This window comes from Pseudomonas sp. H1_F01, from assembly GCF_054681425.1.
Map to the genome: position 1 here is coordinate 4,569,784 of NZ_CP162823.1, position 16,535 is coordinate 4,586,318.

Genomic DNA, 16,535 nt, shown 5'->3' on the forward strand with positions numbered 1-16,535 from the left:
GCGACAAATACTTATAAAAAGCCACTAATGCCGTGTTGTAACGCCGAAGTTCTGTAGGAGCGAGCTTGCTCGCGATCGCGGTGCGTCAGCGTGCCTCAATGCCGAATGTGCCGCCGTCATCGCGAGCAAGCTCGCTCCCACAAAAAGCTGTTTGCGCTGTCTCAGCAGTCGCAGCTGATCGCCTCGTCCGCCATGCGCTCCACAGTGCCGCTCAGGCGAAAGCCTTCATCGAGCCAGCCCATGACGCCGCCGATCATTTCCTTGACCGGGTAGCCCAACGTTGCCAGGCGCACTGCCGCCTTGTTCGCGCCATTGCAATGCGGGCCGGCGCAATACACCACGAACAGGGTGGTCTTGGCATAGGCGGCCAGCGCCTGGGCGGTGAGCGTGCGGGTTGGCAGGTTGATCGCCCCGGGTACGTGGCCGCGTTCGTAGGCCAGTGGTCCGCGTACATCCACCAGCACAAAATCGATATCACCGGCCTGTTGGCTGGCGTGAACGTCGGAACAATCAGTTTCGAATGTCAGGCGACGGCTGAAATGCTGCAGGGCGATATCGGAGGGGGCAGCAGGCACTTCGCGAACCAGGCTGGTCATGGGCGTGTACTCCAGGATAGATAAGGCGTGAAGAGACTTTATCCCCCCGATGCTTACCGCTACAGTGGCGCACAAGACACTCTGTGGGAATTTTCCGCCAAATGCAGCCTAACCCTGGTCTGGTCGCGATTCTTGCCTACGACGGCCTGTGCACGTTCGAATTCGGTGTCGCCGTCGAGATCTTCGGATTGGAGCGACCGGAATTCGATTTCCCCTGGTACACGCATCGGATCGTCGCGGTCGATGACGGCCCGATGCGCGCCATGGGCGGCTTCCAGGTATTGGCCGATGGCGGTATGGAACTGCTCGAAACCGCCCGGACCATCATCGTGCCAGGCTGGCGCAACCGCAGCGAACCACCGTCCCAGGCGTTGCTCGAAGCACTGCGCAGGGCCCACGCCCGTGGTGCGCGCCTGCTGTCGATCTGCTCCGGTGCCTTCGTACTCGCCGCCGCCGGGTTGCTCGACGGGCTGGGCGCCACGACTCATTGGCGCTACGCCGACGAACTGGCCGCAAGCTTTCCGGCCGTGCGGGTAGACCCGGATGTGCTGTACGTGGATTCAGGACAGGTCATCACCTCGGCGGGCAGCGCCGCCGGTATCGATGCCTGCCTGCACCTGGTGGCACGGGACTATGGCGTCCAGGTCGCCAACGCCGTGGCACGCCGGTTGGTGATGTCGCCGCAACGTACGGGCGGGCAGGCGCAGTTCATTCCCTCGCCGGTCAGCCGCACGCCACGCAGCGACCTGTCGAGTGTCATGCAATGGGCCCGCGAACGCCTGCACGAACCCCTCGGGGTGCGCGAACTGGCCAGCCAGGCGGCCATGAGCGAACGCACCTTCCTGCGCCATTTCACCCAGGCCTGCGGCGTGTCGCCCAAGGCCTGGCTGCAACATGAACGCCTGGCCCGGGCCCGCGAGTTGCTGGAAAGCACCGGGGACAACACCGACAACATCGCGCAACTGTGCGGCTACCGCTCGGTGGAAAGCTTTCGCGTGGCGTTTCGCAGCGTCGTCGGGTTGGCGCCGTCGGTGTATCGGGAGCGGTTTGGGCGGGGGTAAATAGCCTACTGGTGATGAAGCTGTCGAACGCTGCTGTGGTGAGGGCATATATGTGGGAGCAAGGCTTGCTCGCGATATGAGCGCCTCGATTTCTGGAAGACCGCATCGCCTGTATCGCGGGCAAGCCTTGCTCCCACATGCCCTCTCGCCACAGGTTGATGTGCAAGCGTCATTGAGGTTTACGCAACAAATAAGTATCCATGATCCAGCCATTGGCCTTGCGCGCGGCCTTACGGGTGCGTTCGATGTCGTCGGCCACGTCCCCCAGGCGGCCGGCGATAAGGATTTCATCCGGCGTCCCCACATAGGCACCCCAGTAGATGTGCGTATCCGGATCGCTCACCTGGCGATAGGCGTCCTCGGCATCGAGCATCACCACCACACTCGCCGCATCACCCACCTGCCCCGCCGCCAACCGGCGTCCGGTGGTAATTTCCAGCGAACCGCCAATGCTGTTCAAAGGCACTTTATGCCGGGCGGCCAAGGCCTGGACGCTGGTGATGCCGGGGATCACCTCGAATTCGAAGGCGCAGCGGCCCGCATCGAGGATCGCCTGCAGGATGCGCACGGTACTGTCGTACAGCGCCGGATCGCCCCACACCAGAAAACCACCCCGTTGACCGTCGGACAGTTCTTCATTGATCAAGCGTTCGAAGGTGGCCTGTTTAGCGCGGTTCAACGCTTCGACGCTGTCCTTGTAGTCCAGGTCGCCGCGTTGGCGTTCCGGGCTGTAGGCTTCGACGAAACGGTAGGTGCGATCAACGATGTAGCGCCGACAGACTTCGCGCCGCAGGTCCAACAGTTTGTCCTTGGCCGGGCCCTTGTCCATGAGAAAGACCACGTCCAAGCGGTTCAAGGCTTTCACTGCCTGCATCGTCAGGTGATCCGGATCGCCGGCCCCAATGCCGATGACTGACAATTTCTTCATCGCGGCGACTCCTGGCCAGGTCCCTGGGTGCGTAATCGCCATACGCCGTTGAAACGCAATTCGAGGGTGGACAACGGTTCAATGTCGATCCGGTTGAATGTGGCGGCCGGGCAACCCAAGACATTCACCAGGGCTGCGCGGATCACGAAGGGGTGGGTGACGGCCAGCAGATGTCCTGGCCGGGTTTCCAGACTGGCCAGCCAACCCCCGACACGGCGACACAACTGGGCGACAGATTCACCACCATGGGGAGCCGCCTCGGCATCGTCGAGCCAGCTCTGCAGGGCTTGCGGTTCAGCCTGAAGCAAGTCATCGATGGACAATCCGCGCCAGCGTCCCAGATCGCAATCGGCCAGGGCCTGGTCCTGCTCGGGCTCGGCGCCGAACAACGCGGCGGTCTGGCGCGTGCGCAGTTCCGGCCCGCACAGCAGTTGCCGGACATTTCGGTAGCGATGCTCGACCTGCGCGCGGCGTGCCAGCCAGTCGGCGTCCAGCGATTCGTCCAGGCCAAAGCGCGCCTGCTTCTGGGCGGCGGTGCGGGCGTGGCAGATCAAGGTCAGACGAGTGGCTTGCACACTGGATTCTCAGGCAATCGAAAAGGTCGCATGGGCGGGATATTCATGCTTTTAGTTGTACAGCACCTTATACGAAATCAAATAAATGAGACAAAAAGGCGTTATGTCCGACATCGCCAGAAGTATCGACTGACATACCTGGTCTACTCAGCCGGGACCAACTCCTACAAGGGTTTCGCACAATATTCGAGCATTTTAAACGGAACGTAAAAACCACTGGACATGTAGCACCAGCTACATAAATACTGTTTTCAGGAGTTATGAAAGAAATTCAACACCCATCCTGGCAAGGAGCACGGATGCCACCTCTCAGAGACCTGATCACCGATCCCGGCCTGGTTTTGACGCCGTCGGAACGCAAGGTCGTACGTGCCCTGCTCGATCACTACCCACGCAACGGCCTCGGCCCGATGTCACGCCTGGCAGACCATGCCGGCGTCAGCGACCCGACCATCGTGCGGCTGGTGAAAAAACTCGGGTTTGGCGGTTACGCCGAATTCCAGGATGCCCTGCTCAGTGACATGGACCATCGCCTGCGCTCCCCCCGCACCCTGTTGAAACCGCGGGCCAAATTGCAGCAAGGCGATACCTGGAGCCAGTACCTGGCCGCCAGTCAACGCCACCTCATCGACACCCAGGCCCTGACTCAACCCGAAGACGTGCGCATTCTCGTGCAGTGGTTGCTCGACAGCCGCCATCACGTGCATTGCTTCGGTGGGCGCTTCAGCAGCTTCCTGGCCCACTACCTGCTCAACCATTTGCGGCTGTTGCGCGCCGGCTGTTTCGCCCTGGAAGACAACGCCCAACTGCCTGACCGGCTGTTCGACGTGCAGCGCCAGGATGTGGTGCTGATCTTCGATTACCGTCGCTACCAGGCCCAGGCCCTGCGTGTGGCCAGCGCGGCCAAGGAGCGCCACGCCCGCGTCGTGCTGTTCAGCGACGTCTACGCTTCGCCGTTGCGCGAGTTGGCCGACCTGATCATCAGCGCCCCGGTGGAATCGATCTCGGCCTTCGACAGCCTGGTGCCAGCGCTGGCCCAGGTCGAGGCACTGATTGCCTGCCTGACCCTGCAATGCCCCGAGCTGGCCGAACGCCTGGAAGGCATCGATACCTTGCGCACGGAATTCAACACGCACCTGTTGGAGGAAAAATAAGGATGTTCTCGCTCCCCCACCGCTCACCCCGGGATTTGCCGTTCACCTGCCAGCACACCGCCTTGCTGCTGGTGGACATGCAACGCGCCTGGCTGGAACCGCAATTCGATGCCCACCTGCACACCCGCGAGGCCGAGTATTTCATCCAGCGGGCCCGCCAGCAGGTCATCCCCAACCAGCAGCGCTTGCTCAACGCGATGCGCGAAGGGAAGCACAACGTGTTGCACACCCACATCGAAAGCCTCACCGCCGATGGCCGCGACCGTTCCCTGGATCACAAACTGTCGGACATGCACCTGCCCAAGGGCAGCCCCGAGGCGCAGATCATCGCCGAACTGGCGCCGCTGGAAAACGAAATCGTGCTGCCCAAGACCTCCTCAGGGGTTTTCAATTCCACCAACATCGACTATGTGCTGCGCAACCTGCAGACCCGCCACTTGATCGTCGCCGGCATCGTCACCGACCAGTGCGTCGACATGGCCGTGCGCGACGCCGCCGATCGCGGCTACCTGGTCACGCTGGTGGAAGATGCCTGCGCCACCTACACCGAACAACGGCACCTGGCGTGCCTGAACGCGATCAAGGGCTATTGCTGGATCACCGATACCGACACCGTGCTCGCGCGTTTGCAGGAGATGCAGCCATGAGCCGCCTCGATCCTGCCGCCGTCCTCGCCCCGTTGCCCGTCACGACCCTGGTGACCACCGACCTGATCGGCGTGACCCGTGGGCGCTCGTTTCCCAGCGATGAATTGCCCCACTACGTCACCGCCGGTTGTGGCTGGGTGCCGGCCAACAGCGCGCTGACGCCCCAGGACATCATCGCTTCGACCAACCCCTGGGGCGCCTATGGCGACCTGCGACTGGTGCCGGACCTGTCCAGCCGGGTGACCGTCAACAACGGCCCCGACGCCCAGGCGCCCGTCCTCGACTTTATCCATTGCGATGTACGCGAGACCGACGGCCGGCCCTGGAACGCCTGCCCGCGCACGCTGTTGCAGAACGAAGTGGAGCGTTATCGCGCCGAACTGGGCTTGCAGGTTTTCGCCGCGTTCGAGCATGAATTCAACCTGGTTGCCACGCCTGCGCAGCCTGATCGCCTGGCCTTCAGCCTCCAGGCCCAGCGCCAGCAGGCCGAATTCGCCGGATGGTTGCTCAGTGCCCTGAGGGCCGGCGGTGTCGAGCCGGAAATGTTCCTGCCGGAATATGGCCAGCATCAATACGAAATCACCTGCCGCCCGACTTTGGGCGTAGCCGCCGCCGACCGGGCCGTGAACGTGAGGGAAATCACCCGCGAGATCGCCCGGCAAATGGGCCTGGACCTGAGCTTCGCCCCCAAGACCGCGGAAAACGCCGTGTGCAACGGCGTGCATTTGCACCTGAGCCTGCAGGATCTGAGCGCGGACCCGGTGCTGCATGACGCCGCCAGCAGCAACGGCTTGTCCAGCCTCGGCCAGCATTGGGCCGCTGGTGTGCTGCACTATCTGCCTGCACTGTGTGCGCTGACCGCGCCGACACCGGTGTCCTACGAACGCCTGCAGCCTCATCACTGGAGCGCGTCCTATGCGTGCCTGGGACAGCGCAACCGCGAAGCGGCGCTGCGCATCTGCCCGACCGTAAGCCTGAGCGGCAAACCGCTGGCGAACCAGTACAACCTGGAGTTCCGCGCCATGGACGCCACCGCTTCGCCGCACCTGGCGATGGCAGCGCTGTTGATCGCCGGGCGACTGGGCATCCAGCAACGACTGGCCCTGAACGCTGTCACTGATGAAATACCCGATGAGCTGGATGAAGCACAACGGCACGCCCGTGGCATTATCGCGCTGCCGACATCCCTGGCCCAGGCACTGGACTGCCTGCGCCACAGCGGGGCGCTGGTCGAGACCCTGCCCGGCCCGCTGGTTGAAACCTACTTCGCCTTGAAGGCCCAGGAGCTGGCCTTGACCGAGGCGCTGTCACCTGCCGAGCGTTGTGAGCACTATGCACGAATCTATTGAGTGTGCTGAATCGGGCCTCTACACCAGGCCACCCTACCGACTGGCCCGGGAGGAATCCGAACACCCGGTGCTGCTGGTGTGCGAACACGCCAGCCGCTTCATTCCCGATGCGCTGAACGACCTGGGGCTGGATGAAACGGCCTCCCAGGAGCACATTGCCTGGGACATCGGTGCCCTGGCCTTGGCCGAACGCCTGTCCGAAACCCTCGGCGCAACGTTGCTGTCGGCCAATTACTCACGGCTGTTGATCGACCTCAACCGCCCGCTGCACGTGCCCGACAGCATTCCGGCCCAGAGCGAGATCTACCAGGTTCCGGGTAACCATGCCCTGGACGAAGCCACTCGCGAATATCGCCAGCAGCGCCTGTTCCATCCCTTCCACGAACGGTTGCAGGCGTTGATCGACCAGCGCCTGGCCGCCAACCGACCGGTGCGCGTGGTGGGCATCCACAGTTTCACCCCGGTGTTCTACGGCCAGCCGCGCGCCCTGGAAGCGGGCGTGCTGTTCGGCGAAGCCAAGGAATACGCCCAGCACATCGTCGACGGGCTGGGCCGGCATTCGCTGCGGGCGGCGGGCAACCAACCCTACAAGATCAACCCCCTGACCGACATGACGGTCCCGGTGCACGGCGATGGCCGCGGCCTGGATTCGGTGTTGATCGAAGTGCGCAACGACCAACTGCGCAGCCCCGAAGCGGTACGGACCTGGAGCGCCTACCTGGCGCCCCTGCTGTAACGCGGCAGCGGCAAGTTTCCTGCGACAGACAGCAAGCAAGAGCAACCCCACAGCTGAAAAGGAAAACGGCTCATGAGCATTGAGGCATTTGGCTACAAACAGGAATTGAAACGCGGCCTGTCGCTGACAGACCTGGTGGTATACGGGATGATTTTCATGATCCCCATCGCCCCGTTCGGCGTGTATGGCTATGTCAACGCCGAGGCACCGGGGATGGTGCCGCTGGCGTACATCATCGGCATGGTGGCGATGCTGTTTACTGCCTTGAGCTACGGCAGCATGGCCCGGGCCTTTCCGGTGGCAGGTTCGGTCTATTCCTACGCGCAACGGGGCCTTAACCCACACGTTGGCTTCATTGCCGGTTGGCTGATGCTGCTGGACTACCTGCTGATCCCGCCGCTGCTCTATGTCTACGCCGCCATGGCGCTGAACCATCTGTACCCGGACATCCCCAAGGTCGGTTTCATCCTGGCCTTCCTGGTGAGCGCGACCTTCGTCAACCTGCGGGGCATCACCTTCACCGCGCGGATGAATATCATTTTCCTGCTGGCGCAACTGGTGGTGCTGGGGATTTTCCTGTTCTACGCCTGGAATGCCCTGCACGGTGGTGCCGGTAACGGCCAACTGACCCTGGCACCGCTTTACAGCCCCGAACATTTCAACTTCGCCCTGCTGATGCAAGCCGTGTCCATCGCGGTATTGTCGTTCCTGGGCTTCGACGCCATTTCCACCCTGGCTGAAGAGATCAAGGACGACCCGGGCCGCAGCGTCGGCAAGGCTGCCCTGGTGACCTTGCTGGTGATGGGAGCGATCTTCGTGGTGCAGACCTGGATCGCCACGGACCTGGCCGCCGGCATGGGTTTCAAGTCCGCCGACACCGCATTCTATGAAATCGCCGAATTGGCAGCCGGCAGCTGGCTGGCCACCTTGACCGCGGTTGCCACGGCCCTGGCCTGGGGCGTGGCCGTGGCGATCACTTCGCAGGCGGCGGTATCGCGCCTGTTGTTCGGCATGGCCCGGGACGGCCAGTTGCCCAAGGTGCTGGCCAAGGTCCATCCGAAACACAACACCCCGTACCTGAGCATCTACCTGGTGGCAGTGCTGTCGCTGTTGATCTGCTACCTGTTCATCGACGCCGTGGACACCCTCACCTCCCTGGTCAACTTCGGTGCCCTGAGCGGCTTCATGTTGCTGCACATCACCGTCATCAACCATTACTGGCGTCGCCAGCAGTCCGGCCAACTGATTCGCCACTTGATTTGCCCGCTGATCGGCTTCGTGATCGTCGCGGCCATCATGTACAACATGGGCGTGGCTGCGCAGAAGCTCGGCCTGATCTGGATCGCCGCGGGCGTGATCTATCTGTGTGTGCTCAACAAATTCGGGAACCCTACCGCCGTGCCCGATCCGGCCGGTCAGTGAGGGCCGGCGGCCGAAGGACTCGGCCAACCGTGGTTACAACGCGTGGACATCGACAGTGATCGTCAAGCCCGGTGCTGGTCATCGGGCTCTCTGGAACAGGAGTGCAATCCATGCTGGCCTTACGTCCAGTTCAATTAACCGATCTGCCGCAACTGCAACAACTGGCCCGTGACAGCCTGGTGGGTGTCACGTCGCTGCCGGACGATACCGCGCGCCTGGAGGAAAAGATCCTCGACTCGTGCGCCTCGTTCGAAGCCGATGTGCAGGGCCCTGGCGCGGAGAATTATTTTTTTGTCCTGGAGGACCTGGAATCCGGGCGCCTGGTCGGTTGTTCGGAAATTCTCTCCAGCACCGGGTGCAACGAACCGTTCTACAGCCTGCGCAACCGGCCGTTTTCCAGCGAATCCCGGGAGCTGAACATCCAGCATGGCGTGCCCGCGCTGTCGCTGTGCCAGGACCTCAACGGACAGACGCTGCTACGTGGCTTCCACATCGACGCCGAGCGGGTGCGCACGCCGGAATCGGAGCTGCTGTCCCGGGCCCGACTGATGTTCATCGCCGCCCATCCCCAGCGCTTTGCCGAATCGGTCATCACCGAAATCGTCGGTTTCAGCAGCGAGGACGGCCAGTCGCCTTTCTGGGACGCCATAGGCCAGCACTTCTTCGACCTGCCCTACGTCGAAGCCGAACGGTTGTGTGGCTTGCAGAGCCGAACCTTTCTCGCGGAGCTGATGCCGCAATACCCGATCTACGTACCCATGCTGCCGCCAGCCGCCCAGGCCTGCATCGGCCGGGTGCATCCCGACGGCCAGGAGGCCTTCGACATCCTGGCGCGCGAGGGTTTCGAGACCAACAGCTACGTCGATATCTTCGACGGTGGGCCGACCTTGCATGCCCGTATCGCCAACGTCCGTACCATCACGCAAAGTCGGAGCGCCACGGCCCGGCAAAGCCTGCAGATCGATGCCAGAGGCCGTTACCTGGTGAGCAACGACCGTCTTGGAAACTACCGGGCCATCGTCGCCGAGCTGGACGTCAACGCCGAAGGCCCCGTGGCCCTGTCGCCCGACATGCTGGCCGCCCTGGGCGTCTTGGATGGCGAGCGGATCCGGGTGGTTGCCCTATGAACCTCACTCGATCCCGTGGCACGCATTGGCGCTTGGACCGACACAATGAAGGAGCTGCAGCATGATTGTCCGTCCGGTCGCCATTACCGATCTGCCCGCGTTGCTGGACCTGGCCCGTTGCGCAGGTCCCGGCTTCACCAGCCTGCCAGCCAACGAAGAGCGCCTGGCCCACCGCATTCGCTGGGCCCAACGAACCTTTGCCGGGCAAGTCGAACGTGCCGACGCCGATTACCTGTTCGTGCTCGAAGACGATGACCGGCAGGTGCTGGGTATCAGTGCCCTGACCGGCGCGGTCGGGCTGCGCGAGCCCTGGTACAACTATCGGGTCGGGCTGACGGTCAGCTCGGCGCCGGAGCTGGGGATCCAGCGGCAGATCCCGACCCTGTTCCTCAACAACGAGATGTCCGGGCAATCGGAAATCTGCTCGTTGTTCCTGCACCCCGAGCAACGTCACGGTCACAACGGACGCCTGCTGTCCCTGGCGCGCCTGCTGTTCGTGGCCGAGTTCTCCCAGCTGTTCGGCGAAAAACTGATCGCCGAACTGCGCGGCCATGCCGACGAACGAGGCTGTTCGCCGTTCTGGGACAGCCTGGGACGGCATTTTTTCAAGAAGGATTTCAGCTACGCCGATCAGCTATCCGGCATGGGCAACAAGTCGTTCATCGCCGAGCTGATGCCACGCCAGCCGCTGTACACCTGCCTGCTCACCGAACAGGCCCAGGCGGTGATCGGCAAGGCTCACCCGAACACCGAGCCGGCCCTGAAGATCCTCAGTGCCGAAGGTTTCAGCCATAAGGGCTACATCGACATCTTTGACGGCGGCCCGGTGATCGAGGCGCCAGTGTCGAAGATCCGTACCGTGCGCGACAGCCAGATGCTGACCCTGGTCATTGGCACCCCGGACGAACAGGCACCGGTCTGGCTGATTCACAATCGGCGCCTGGAAAACTGCCGCGTCACCAGCGCTCGCGCACACCTGCATGGCCACAAGCTGCTCGTCGATCGCCTCACCGCCAAACGCCTGCAAGTGCAACCGGGTGATACGGTGCGGGCCGTGGTATTGCCCAGGCAGGGGCAACAGGCGGTGGCGGCGTAGCCAAGGTACCGCCCGACCTTGGATATTCAATACATAAGAACTTCGTTAATCAGCAATACTTCTCCACAATTGCATAATTGCCACTTACCTACTCGGGACCCATACTTTCGCGCATCGCCCCACTGTAACGACAATATTCATGATCAAGAATCTGATTGCTACACGAATACCGCTCGAACGCATAGCGGAGAAAATCAAGACATTAGACATGACCGCGCAAGTCAAACAATTGATCGCCGATCTGGATATACAACACAACGTTGCCACGGCACAGTCTCGACGCGCGGCCATCATGAACATGACCAACCCGCATACCGGGACTATCACGCTGCATTGCACGAGCGTGGGCAATATCAGTGTCAAGGCACCAGCATCTAACACCGCCTCTTCGCAACTGTACTCGGTGCCCGGTCAAAGTATCCTATTCGCACTTGATCAGCCTTTCGAAATCCAGCAATACACCCTCAAAACGCATCAACTTGAAAAAACCGACACCTCGATCATCGACAACTGCAATCCGCTGATCATTGATGGCAATCGAACCTTATTCGACTATTCTCAAAGGGGCAAAAAACAACCTGCATTGATTGGCAGAATCAATTTCCCCGACCGCAGTGCAGACATCAACGTATTTGATCCTGTCTCATTGCGCAAAACAGCCTGGCTGCCTCAAGACAATAGTACCGCCCGGTACCTGTTGAGCCTCGAATTACTCGAAACGATCCAGGACCCGGAAGGTGTCAGGGTTGCTGGGGAGCTGATCTACCATTATCACCCTGCCGTGGCATGGAAAGCCTTCCAGATGCTTTATCGGGCTGACCCGCAAAACGCGTTGAGTTACGTCCCGTCGCTGAAAAAACGCAAGGACGCCCGCCTGGACAATTTGCTCCGTCCACTGGAGCTGGCGGCATGAACCTGGAAACGTTTGTCGAGCGACTGAACACTTATGACCTGCAACGAGACAAAACCAGGATCATTGCAGACTTGCGCCAACTGGCCAAAAACCGTTGTCTATTGAGCGATCATCTTTATACCACCCTCCAGCGAGACGGTTTCAGTACGCGCAACAGCCTCTATAACGCCTATGGTTTTGTACTGCACAAGAATGATTCATTCACCCTTCGCCTGGGATTCTGGTCGCCGGTAGAGACTCATGATGAAAGCGAAACATTCATTTATAACCTGAACCACAGTCACGACTTTGAAATGTATGCAGTCGGCTACAGCGGAGATGGCTACACCACCATTACACGCGAAATACTTGATAATCTACCGCTGCAAAAAGGTAAAAAACCCAGACTGGGTAAAGTGCGAAAACTTAAACTTGCGCCAGGTAAAGTCCTGCACATGCCTGCACTACAGGAAATCCATAAGCAAATCGCCCCGAAGTCAATGTCCGCTTCATTGAGTGTACTTATTCATCCTAAACACCTGGTCAAGATCGACGAAGCTTGGTGTTTCGATAAAAATTACAGACCGCTTTACCCCGGCATCGCTGCGCCAGAGATCGCACTGTTTACAGAGACGCTGTCACAGCTCAATGCCAGCTAGTCATTCGCTGTCCAACAACTAAAGAAGGAGAAACCATGAATAACCTGATGAAAGACTGGGATGAAACCCCATTACTGCGGGCGGGTACCAATGTGGTCGATACCGCCATGCAGTTAACCAACGAAATCCACTGCACGCTCCCCGGCTTCCCGACGCGCTTCAACGTCGGAAACATCCATGAGATCAAGCAGTTCTGGAGCCTACCGACCGAAGACTGAATAGTTTGAAATGGGCTTTTTTTGCCCGGCTGCAGACTTTCCGGGCCTGCAGCCTTCTTTCGATGCCATAACGGCATCACCCATACACATTCGTCATCATCTTTGCGCCTGCCACGTGATAGCCTTTGGATCTTTCGGCGTTGACACTTTTGCTCAAGCCTTTCCATTCCATTGGTGGAACTCATATGTCCAGGCTTTCCCATCAAGATTTACGTCGTAACTTTCGCCAATTGCTGGCTTCCAACACCTGCTACCACACCGCCTCGGTGTTTGACCCGATGTCGGCGCGCATTGCCGCTGACCTGGGTTTCGAAGTAGGCATCCTGGGAGGCTCGGTGGCATCGTTGCAAGTATTGGGCGCGCCGGACTTCGCCCTGATCACCCTCAGCGAATTTGCCGAACAGGCCACCCGCATCGGCCGCGTGGCCCAACTGCCGGTCATTGCCGACGCCGACCACGGCTATGGCAATGCCCTGAACGTGATGCGCACCATCGTTGAACTGGAACGGGCCGGCATCGCGGCGCTGACCATCGAGGACACCTTGCTGCCGGCCCAGTTCGGGCGTAAATCCACCGACCTGATCGGCGTAGCCGAAGGTGTCGGCAAGATTCGTGCGGCGCTGGAGGCGCGAGTCGATCCGGAAATGGCGATCATCGCCCGGACCAACGCCGCGATTCTGCCGGTCCAGGAAATCATCAGCCGTACCCAGCAATATGAGCGTGTCGGGGCGGACGGGATTTGCATGGTGGGCGTGCAAGACTTCGATCATCTGGAGAAGATCAGCGAAAACCTGACGGTGCCGCTGATGCTTGTCACTTATGGCAACCCGTTGCTGCGCGACGACAAGCGCCTGGCCGAGTTGGGTGTGCGCGTGACCATCGACGGCCACGGCGCCTATTTCGCCGCGATCAAGGCGACCTACGACAGCCTTCGCGAACAACGGCAGATCTTCACCCAGGCTTCGGACCTGAGCGCCACCGAACTGACCCACACCTACACCCAGCCCGAGGACTACATCCGCTGGGCCGAGGAGTACATGAGCGTCAAGGAGTAAGCGGACTCGCTCCCACAGGATTAGCCTGTGGGAGCAAAGCTTGCTCGCGATGGCGGTAGCGCCTCCCACATTGATGCAAGCTGACCCACCGCTATCGCGAGCAAGCTTTGCTCCCACAGAGGCCCGTGGTGGGCCAGATCCTAGCCCTTGCTGCGCAACATTTCCCTGGGCACATACTTGCCGATCTCGAACTTGCCGATGGCCGCGCGGTGGACTTCATCCGGGCCGTCGGCCAGGCGCAGGGTGCGTTGCATGGCGTACATGTAGGCCAGCGGGAAATCGTTGGAGACCCCGGCGCCACCGTGGATCTGGATCGCCCGATCAATGACCTTCAAGGCCACGTTCGGCGCGACGACCTTGATCTGGGCGATTTCGCTCTTCGCCACTTTATTACCGACCGTGTCCATCATGTACGCCGCCTTCAACGTCAGCAGGCGCGCCATGTCGATTTCCATCCGCGAGTCGGCAATCTTGTCGATGTTACCGCCAAGACGCGCCAACGGCTGGCCGAAGGCCGTGCGACTGACGGCACGCTTGCACATCAACTCCAATGCGCGCTCGGCCATGCCGATGGAACGCATGCAGTGATGAATCCGGCCCGGGCCAAGGCGACCCTGGGCAATTTCAAAGCCACGTCCTTCACCCAACAGGACGTTTTCGTACGGCACCCGCACGTTCTCGAACAGCACTTCGGCATGCCCGTGCGGCGCATCGTCGTAGCCGAACACCGGCAGCGGCCGGACGATCTTGACGCCAGGGGTGTCCACTGGCACCAGGATCATCGAGTGCTGGGCATGGCGTGGCGCATCAGGGTTGCTCAGGCCCATGAAGATCAGGATCTTGCAGCGCGGGTCGCAGGCTCCTGAGGTCCACCACTTCTTGCCATTGATGACCCACTGGTCGCCGTCGCGCTCGGCACGGGCGGCCATGTTGGTGGCGTCCGAAGAGGCAACGTCCGGCTCGGTCATGGCAAAAGCCGAGCGGATCTCGCCGCGCAGCAGTGGCTCGAGCCAGCGTTGCTTTTGTTCTTCATTGGCGTAGCGCACCAGCACTTCCATGTTGCCGGTGTCCGGCGCCGAGCAATTGAACGGCTCCGGCCCCAGCAACGAGCGCCCCATGATCTCTGCCAGCGGTGCGTATTCCAGGTTGGTCAGGCCGGCACCCAGTTCGGACTCAGGCAGAAACAGGTTCCACAGGCCTTCTGCCTTGGCCTTGGCCTTGAGCTCTTCCATGATGGCCGTGGGTTGCCAGCGGTCGCCTTCGGCCACTTGCCGTTCGAACACTGCTTCGGCCGGGTAGACATAGGCATCCATGAACGCCGTGACGCGTTCACGCAGTTCCTGAACCTTGGGGGAATAGGCAAAATCCATGAGCAGCACCTTCTTGGCAGAGGTTGTTTTAGGTCATGAAATCGATGCTAGTTCAGCTACGAAAATTTACCTAACCTATTCTCGGCGTGTATTAACATTCATCACCGATATATGTTTCACTGATTCTCATCGCCACCCGGCACCTCACAACAAGCCCAAGAATAAGAGTGCAGCGCCATGAATCTGAGCAAGGTCGACCTCAACCTTTTCATTGTCTTCGATGCGATCTACACCGAAGCCAACCTGACCCGTGCCGGGCAGATCGTCGGCATCACTCAGCCGGCCGTGTCCAATGCCCTGGCGCGTCTGCGGGAAACCTTCAACGACCCGCTCTTCGTGCGCACCGCCCAGGGGATGGTGCCGACGCCCATGGCCCAGAACATCATCGGTCCGGTGCGCAACGCCCTGTCGCTGCTGCGGGTGTCGGTGCAGGAAAGCCGGATCTTCAACCCGTTGCAGGCCGTCAAGACCTACCGCATCAGCATGACCGACCTCACCGAAGGCGTGATCCTGCCGCTGCTGTTCCAGCGCCTGCGTCGCCTGGCACCGACCGTGGCGATCGAGAGTTTCCTGTCCAAGCGCCGTGAAACCACCAAGGAGCTGGCCGCCGGCCGCCTCGACTTCGCGGTGGACGCACCGCTCAACACCGACCCGCAGGTACGCCACGTCAAATTGATGGAAGATCGCTACGTGTGCGCCATGCGCAAGGGTCATCCGTTGGCGGGCAAGGAAAAAATCAGCCTCGATGATTACCTGGCGCAGACCCACGTGCATATTTCCAGCCGCCGCAACGGGCTGGGTTATGTCGACCTGGCCCTCGGCAAGATGGGTATCCAGCGCAAGATCGCCCTGCGCTCCCAGCATTACCTGATGGCCTCCCAGGTCCTGCAACAAACGGACATGGTCATGACCGTCCCCGAGCGCTTTGCCCGTCGCCACGATCTGCACGCCTTCCTGTTACCGGTCAACGATGTGCCGCCGGTGGAAACCCACCTCTACTGGCACGAAAGCACGGACCAGGACCCGGCCAACCGCTGGATGCGCGAGCAGATGATCGAGCTGTGCCAGCAGGTGACGGCCCATGAGAAGAAGCTCGACAAGGTTTAGGCGATCAAAATTGTGGGAGCGAGCTTGCTCCCACAAGGTTTTGTGTGCAGAAACGTCATTGCTTGACGCGAACGTCAACCTGCCTTTAGCTTAGCGCCAGTCCCTTTCGTTTCGAGCGCTTCCATGAGCAGCCAGACCTACAGCATCTCCGACCTCGCCCGCGAACTGGATATCACCACCCGGGCCATCCGCTTCTATGAAGAACAAGGCCTGTTGAGCCCGGAGCGACGGGGCCAGGAGCGCATTTATTCGCCACGGGACAAGGTCAGCCTGAAGCTGATCCTGCGCGGCAAGCGCATTGGTTTTTCCCTGGCCGAGTGCCGCGAGCTGATCGAACTCTACGACCCCTCCAGCGGCAATCAGAAACAGCTGCACAGCATGCTGGCGAAAATCACCGAGCGCCGGGAACAGCTCGAACAGCAATTGCTGGACATCGAACAGATGAAGCTGGAACTCGACACCGCCGAAGAACGCTGCATCCAGGCGCTGGAGCAGACGATCAAGGGCGAGGAAATCGTCCAGTAACACTTTCCCCCTGTGGGA

18 protein-coding genes are annotated in these 16,535 nt (G+C 60.8%); 14 read left to right on the plus strand and 4 right to left on the minus strand.

Annotation, left to right across the window (positions count from 1 at the left end):
- Positions 1 to 161 precede the first annotated feature (161 nt).
- Positions 162 to 596 (minus strand): rhodanese-like domain-containing protein, encoded by a 435-nt coding sequence (locus AB4O09_RS20555; RefSeq protein WP_013692676.1) that lies wholly within the window; start codon positions 594 to 596, stop codon positions 162 to 164.
- A gap of 101 nt (positions 597 to 697) precedes the next feature.
- Between AB4O09_RS20555 and ftrA the strand changes: the two genes are divergently transcribed.
- Positions 698 to 1,657, plus strand: coding sequence for a transcriptional regulator FtrA (gene ftrA / locus AB4O09_RS20560; RefSeq protein WP_013692675.1), 960 nt, complete (start codon positions 698 to 700; stop codon positions 1,655 to 1,657).
- A 169-nt stretch (positions 1,658 to 1,826) separates the two neighbouring features.
- Here the strand turns inward: ftrA and cobF are convergent, their stop codons facing one another.
- Together cobF and AB4O09_RS20570 are read right to left on the minus strand one after the other, a co-directional pair.
- Entirely contained in the window at positions 1,827 to 2,585 is a 759-nt protein-coding gene (gene cobF, locus AB4O09_RS20565; protein WP_028237660.1) for a precorrin-6A synthase (deacetylating), read from the minus strand.
- A complete protein-coding gene (locus AB4O09_RS20570; protein ID WP_013692674.1) occupies positions 2,582 to 3,160 on the minus strand; it encodes a histidine phosphatase family protein in 579 nt (192 codons plus the stop codon). Before AB4O09_RS20570 ends, cobF begins: the two co-directional genes overlap by 4 nt.
- 299 nt (positions 3,161 to 3,459) lie before the next feature.
- On the opposite strand from AB4O09_RS20570, the gene AB4O09_RS20575 reads away from it, so the two are divergent.
- From AB4O09_RS20575 to AB4O09_RS20625, 11 genes are all read left to right on the plus strand, one after another.
- Positions 3,460 to 4,314 (plus strand): MurR/RpiR family transcriptional regulator, encoded by an 855-nt coding sequence (locus AB4O09_RS20575; RefSeq protein WP_003200024.1) that lies wholly within the window; start codon positions 3,460 to 3,462, stop codon positions 4,312 to 4,314.
- Between the two features lie 2 nt (positions 4,315 to 4,316).
- On the plus strand, positions 4,317 to 4,961 hold the full coding sequence (locus AB4O09_RS20580; RefSeq protein WP_003200023.1) for a cysteine hydrolase family protein: 645 nt from the start codon (positions 4,317 to 4,319) through the stop codon (positions 4,959 to 4,961).
- The gene (locus AB4O09_RS20585; RefSeq protein WP_003200021.1) at positions 4,958 to 6,310 is read left to right on the plus strand and encodes a type I glutamate--ammonia ligase; all 1,353 of its coding nucleotides are present in this window, start codon (positions 4,958 to 4,960) and stop codon (positions 6,308 to 6,310) included. Before AB4O09_RS20580 ends, AB4O09_RS20585 begins: the two co-directional genes overlap by 4 nt.
- Positions 6,294 to 7,046: an N-formylglutamate amidohydrolase gene (locus AB4O09_RS20590; protein ID WP_027912586.1), complete on the plus strand. Its 753-nt coding sequence runs from the start codon at positions 6,294 to 6,296 to the stop codon at positions 7,044 to 7,046. The genes AB4O09_RS20585 and AB4O09_RS20590 overlap by 17 nt, the downstream gene beginning before the upstream one ends.
- A gap of 72 nt (positions 7,047 to 7,118) precedes the next feature.
- Complete coding sequence (locus AB4O09_RS20595; RefSeq protein ID WP_003200017.1) at positions 7,119 to 8,468, plus strand: APC family permease; 1,350 nt, start codon at positions 7,119 to 7,121, stop codon at positions 8,466 to 8,468.
- 110 nt (positions 8,469 to 8,578) lie between these two features.
- Complete coding sequence (locus tag AB4O09_RS20600) at positions 8,579 to 9,595, plus strand: arginine N-succinyltransferase (protein WP_028237661.1); 1,017 nt, start codon at positions 8,579 to 8,581, stop codon at positions 9,593 to 9,595.
- Between the two features lie 61 nt (positions 9,596 to 9,656).
- A complete protein-coding gene (astA, locus tag AB4O09_RS20605; RefSeq protein WP_003200013.1) occupies positions 9,657 to 10,691 on the plus strand; it encodes an arginine N-succinyltransferase in 1,035 nt (344 codons plus the stop codon).
- Positions 10,692 to 10,830: 139 nt separating this feature from the next.
- Positions 10,831 to 11,604 (plus strand): hypothetical protein, encoded by a 774-nt coding sequence (locus AB4O09_RS20610; protein WP_027912588.1) that lies wholly within the window; start codon positions 10,831 to 10,833, stop codon positions 11,602 to 11,604.
- Positions 11,601 to 12,242, plus strand: coding sequence for a hypothetical protein (locus tag AB4O09_RS20615; protein ID WP_028237662.1), 642 nt, complete (start codon positions 11,601 to 11,603; stop codon positions 12,240 to 12,242). The genes AB4O09_RS20610 and AB4O09_RS20615 overlap by 4 nt, the downstream gene beginning before the upstream one ends.
- A gap of 35 nt (positions 12,243 to 12,277) precedes the next feature.
- Positions 12,278 to 12,460, plus strand: a complete 183-nt coding sequence (locus AB4O09_RS20620) for a hypothetical protein (protein WP_003200007.1) — start codon at positions 12,278 to 12,280, stop codon at positions 12,458 to 12,460.
- Positions 12,461 to 12,645: 185 nt separating this feature from the next.
- Positions 12,646 to 13,515 (plus strand): isocitrate lyase/PEP mutase family protein, encoded by an 870-nt coding sequence (locus AB4O09_RS20625; protein WP_460107412.1) that lies wholly within the window; start codon positions 12,646 to 12,648, stop codon positions 13,513 to 13,515.
- Between the two features lie 140 nt (positions 13,516 to 13,655).
- Here the strand turns inward: AB4O09_RS20625 and AB4O09_RS20630 are convergent, their stop codons facing one another.
- Positions 13,656 to 14,885 (minus strand): acyl-CoA dehydrogenase, encoded by a 1,230-nt coding sequence (locus tag AB4O09_RS20630; RefSeq protein WP_003200004.1) that lies wholly within the window; start codon positions 14,883 to 14,885, stop codon positions 13,656 to 13,658.
- A gap of 177 nt (positions 14,886 to 15,062) precedes the next feature.
- On the opposite strand from AB4O09_RS20630, the gene AB4O09_RS20635 reads away from it, so the two are divergent.
- Positions 15,063 to 15,992, plus strand: coding sequence for a LysR family transcriptional regulator (locus tag AB4O09_RS20635; RefSeq protein ID WP_003200002.1), 930 nt, complete (start codon positions 15,063 to 15,065; stop codon positions 15,990 to 15,992).
- 123 nt (positions 15,993 to 16,115) lie between these two features.
- Positions 16,116 to 16,517, plus strand: a complete 402-nt coding sequence (locus AB4O09_RS20640) for a MerR family transcriptional regulator (RefSeq protein ID WP_003200000.1) — start codon at positions 16,116 to 16,118, stop codon at positions 16,515 to 16,517.
- The last annotated feature ends 18 nt before the right edge of the window (positions 16,518 to 16,535 follow it).

Coding starts and splice junctions, on each gene's coding strand:
- AB4O09_RS20555 (WP_013692676.1), bottom strand. CDS start 596: ATGACCAGCCTGGTTCGCGAAGTGCCTGCTGCCCCCTCCGATATCGCC.
- ftrA (WP_013692675.1), top strand. CDS start 698: ATGCAGCCTAACCCTGGTCTGGTCGCGATTCTTGCCTACGACGGCCTG.
- cobF (WP_028237660.1), bottom strand. CDS start 2,585: ATGAAGAAATTGTCAGTCATCGGCATTGGGGCCGGCGATCCGGATCAC.
- AB4O09_RS20575 (WP_003200024.1), top strand. CDS start 3,460: ATGCCACCTCTCAGAGACCTGATCACCGATCCCGGCCTGGTTTTGACG.
- AB4O09_RS20580 (WP_003200023.1), top strand. CDS start 4,317: ATGTTCTCGCTCCCCCACCGCTCACCCCGGGATTTGCCGTTCACCTGC.
- AB4O09_RS20585 (WP_003200021.1), top strand. CDS start 4,958: ATGAGCCGCCTCGATCCTGCCGCCGTCCTCGCCCCGTTGCCCGTCACG.
- AB4O09_RS20590 (WP_027912586.1), top strand. CDS start 6,294: ATGCACGAATCTATTGAGTGTGCTGAATCGGGCCTCTACACCAGGCCA.
- AB4O09_RS20595 (WP_003200017.1), top strand. CDS start 7,119: ATGAGCATTGAGGCATTTGGCTACAAACAGGAATTGAAACGCGGCCTG.
- AB4O09_RS20600 (WP_028237661.1), top strand. CDS start 8,579: ATGCTGGCCTTACGTCCAGTTCAATTAACCGATCTGCCGCAACTGCAA.
- astA (WP_003200013.1), top strand. CDS start 9,657: ATGATTGTCCGTCCGGTCGCCATTACCGATCTGCCCGCGTTGCTGGAC.
- AB4O09_RS20610 (WP_027912588.1), top strand. CDS start 10,831: ATGATCAAGAATCTGATTGCTACACGAATACCGCTCGAACGCATAGCG.
- AB4O09_RS20615 (WP_028237662.1), top strand. CDS start 11,601: ATGAACCTGGAAACGTTTGTCGAGCGACTGAACACTTATGACCTGCAA.
- AB4O09_RS20620 (WP_003200007.1), top strand. CDS start 12,278: ATGAATAACCTGATGAAAGACTGGGATGAAACCCCATTACTGCGGGCG.
- AB4O09_RS20625 (WP_460107412.1), top strand. CDS start 12,646: ATGTCCAGGCTTTCCCATCAAGATTTACGTCGTAACTTTCGCCAATTG.
- AB4O09_RS20630 (WP_003200004.1), bottom strand. CDS start 14,885: ATGGATTTTGCCTATTCCCCCAAGGTTCAGGAACTGCGTGAACGCGTC.
- AB4O09_RS20635 (WP_003200002.1), top strand. CDS start 15,063: ATGAATCTGAGCAAGGTCGACCTCAACCTTTTCATTGTCTTCGATGCG.
- AB4O09_RS20640 (WP_003200000.1), top strand. CDS start 16,116: ATGAGCAGCCAGACCTACAGCATCTCCGACCTCGCCCGCGAACTGGAT.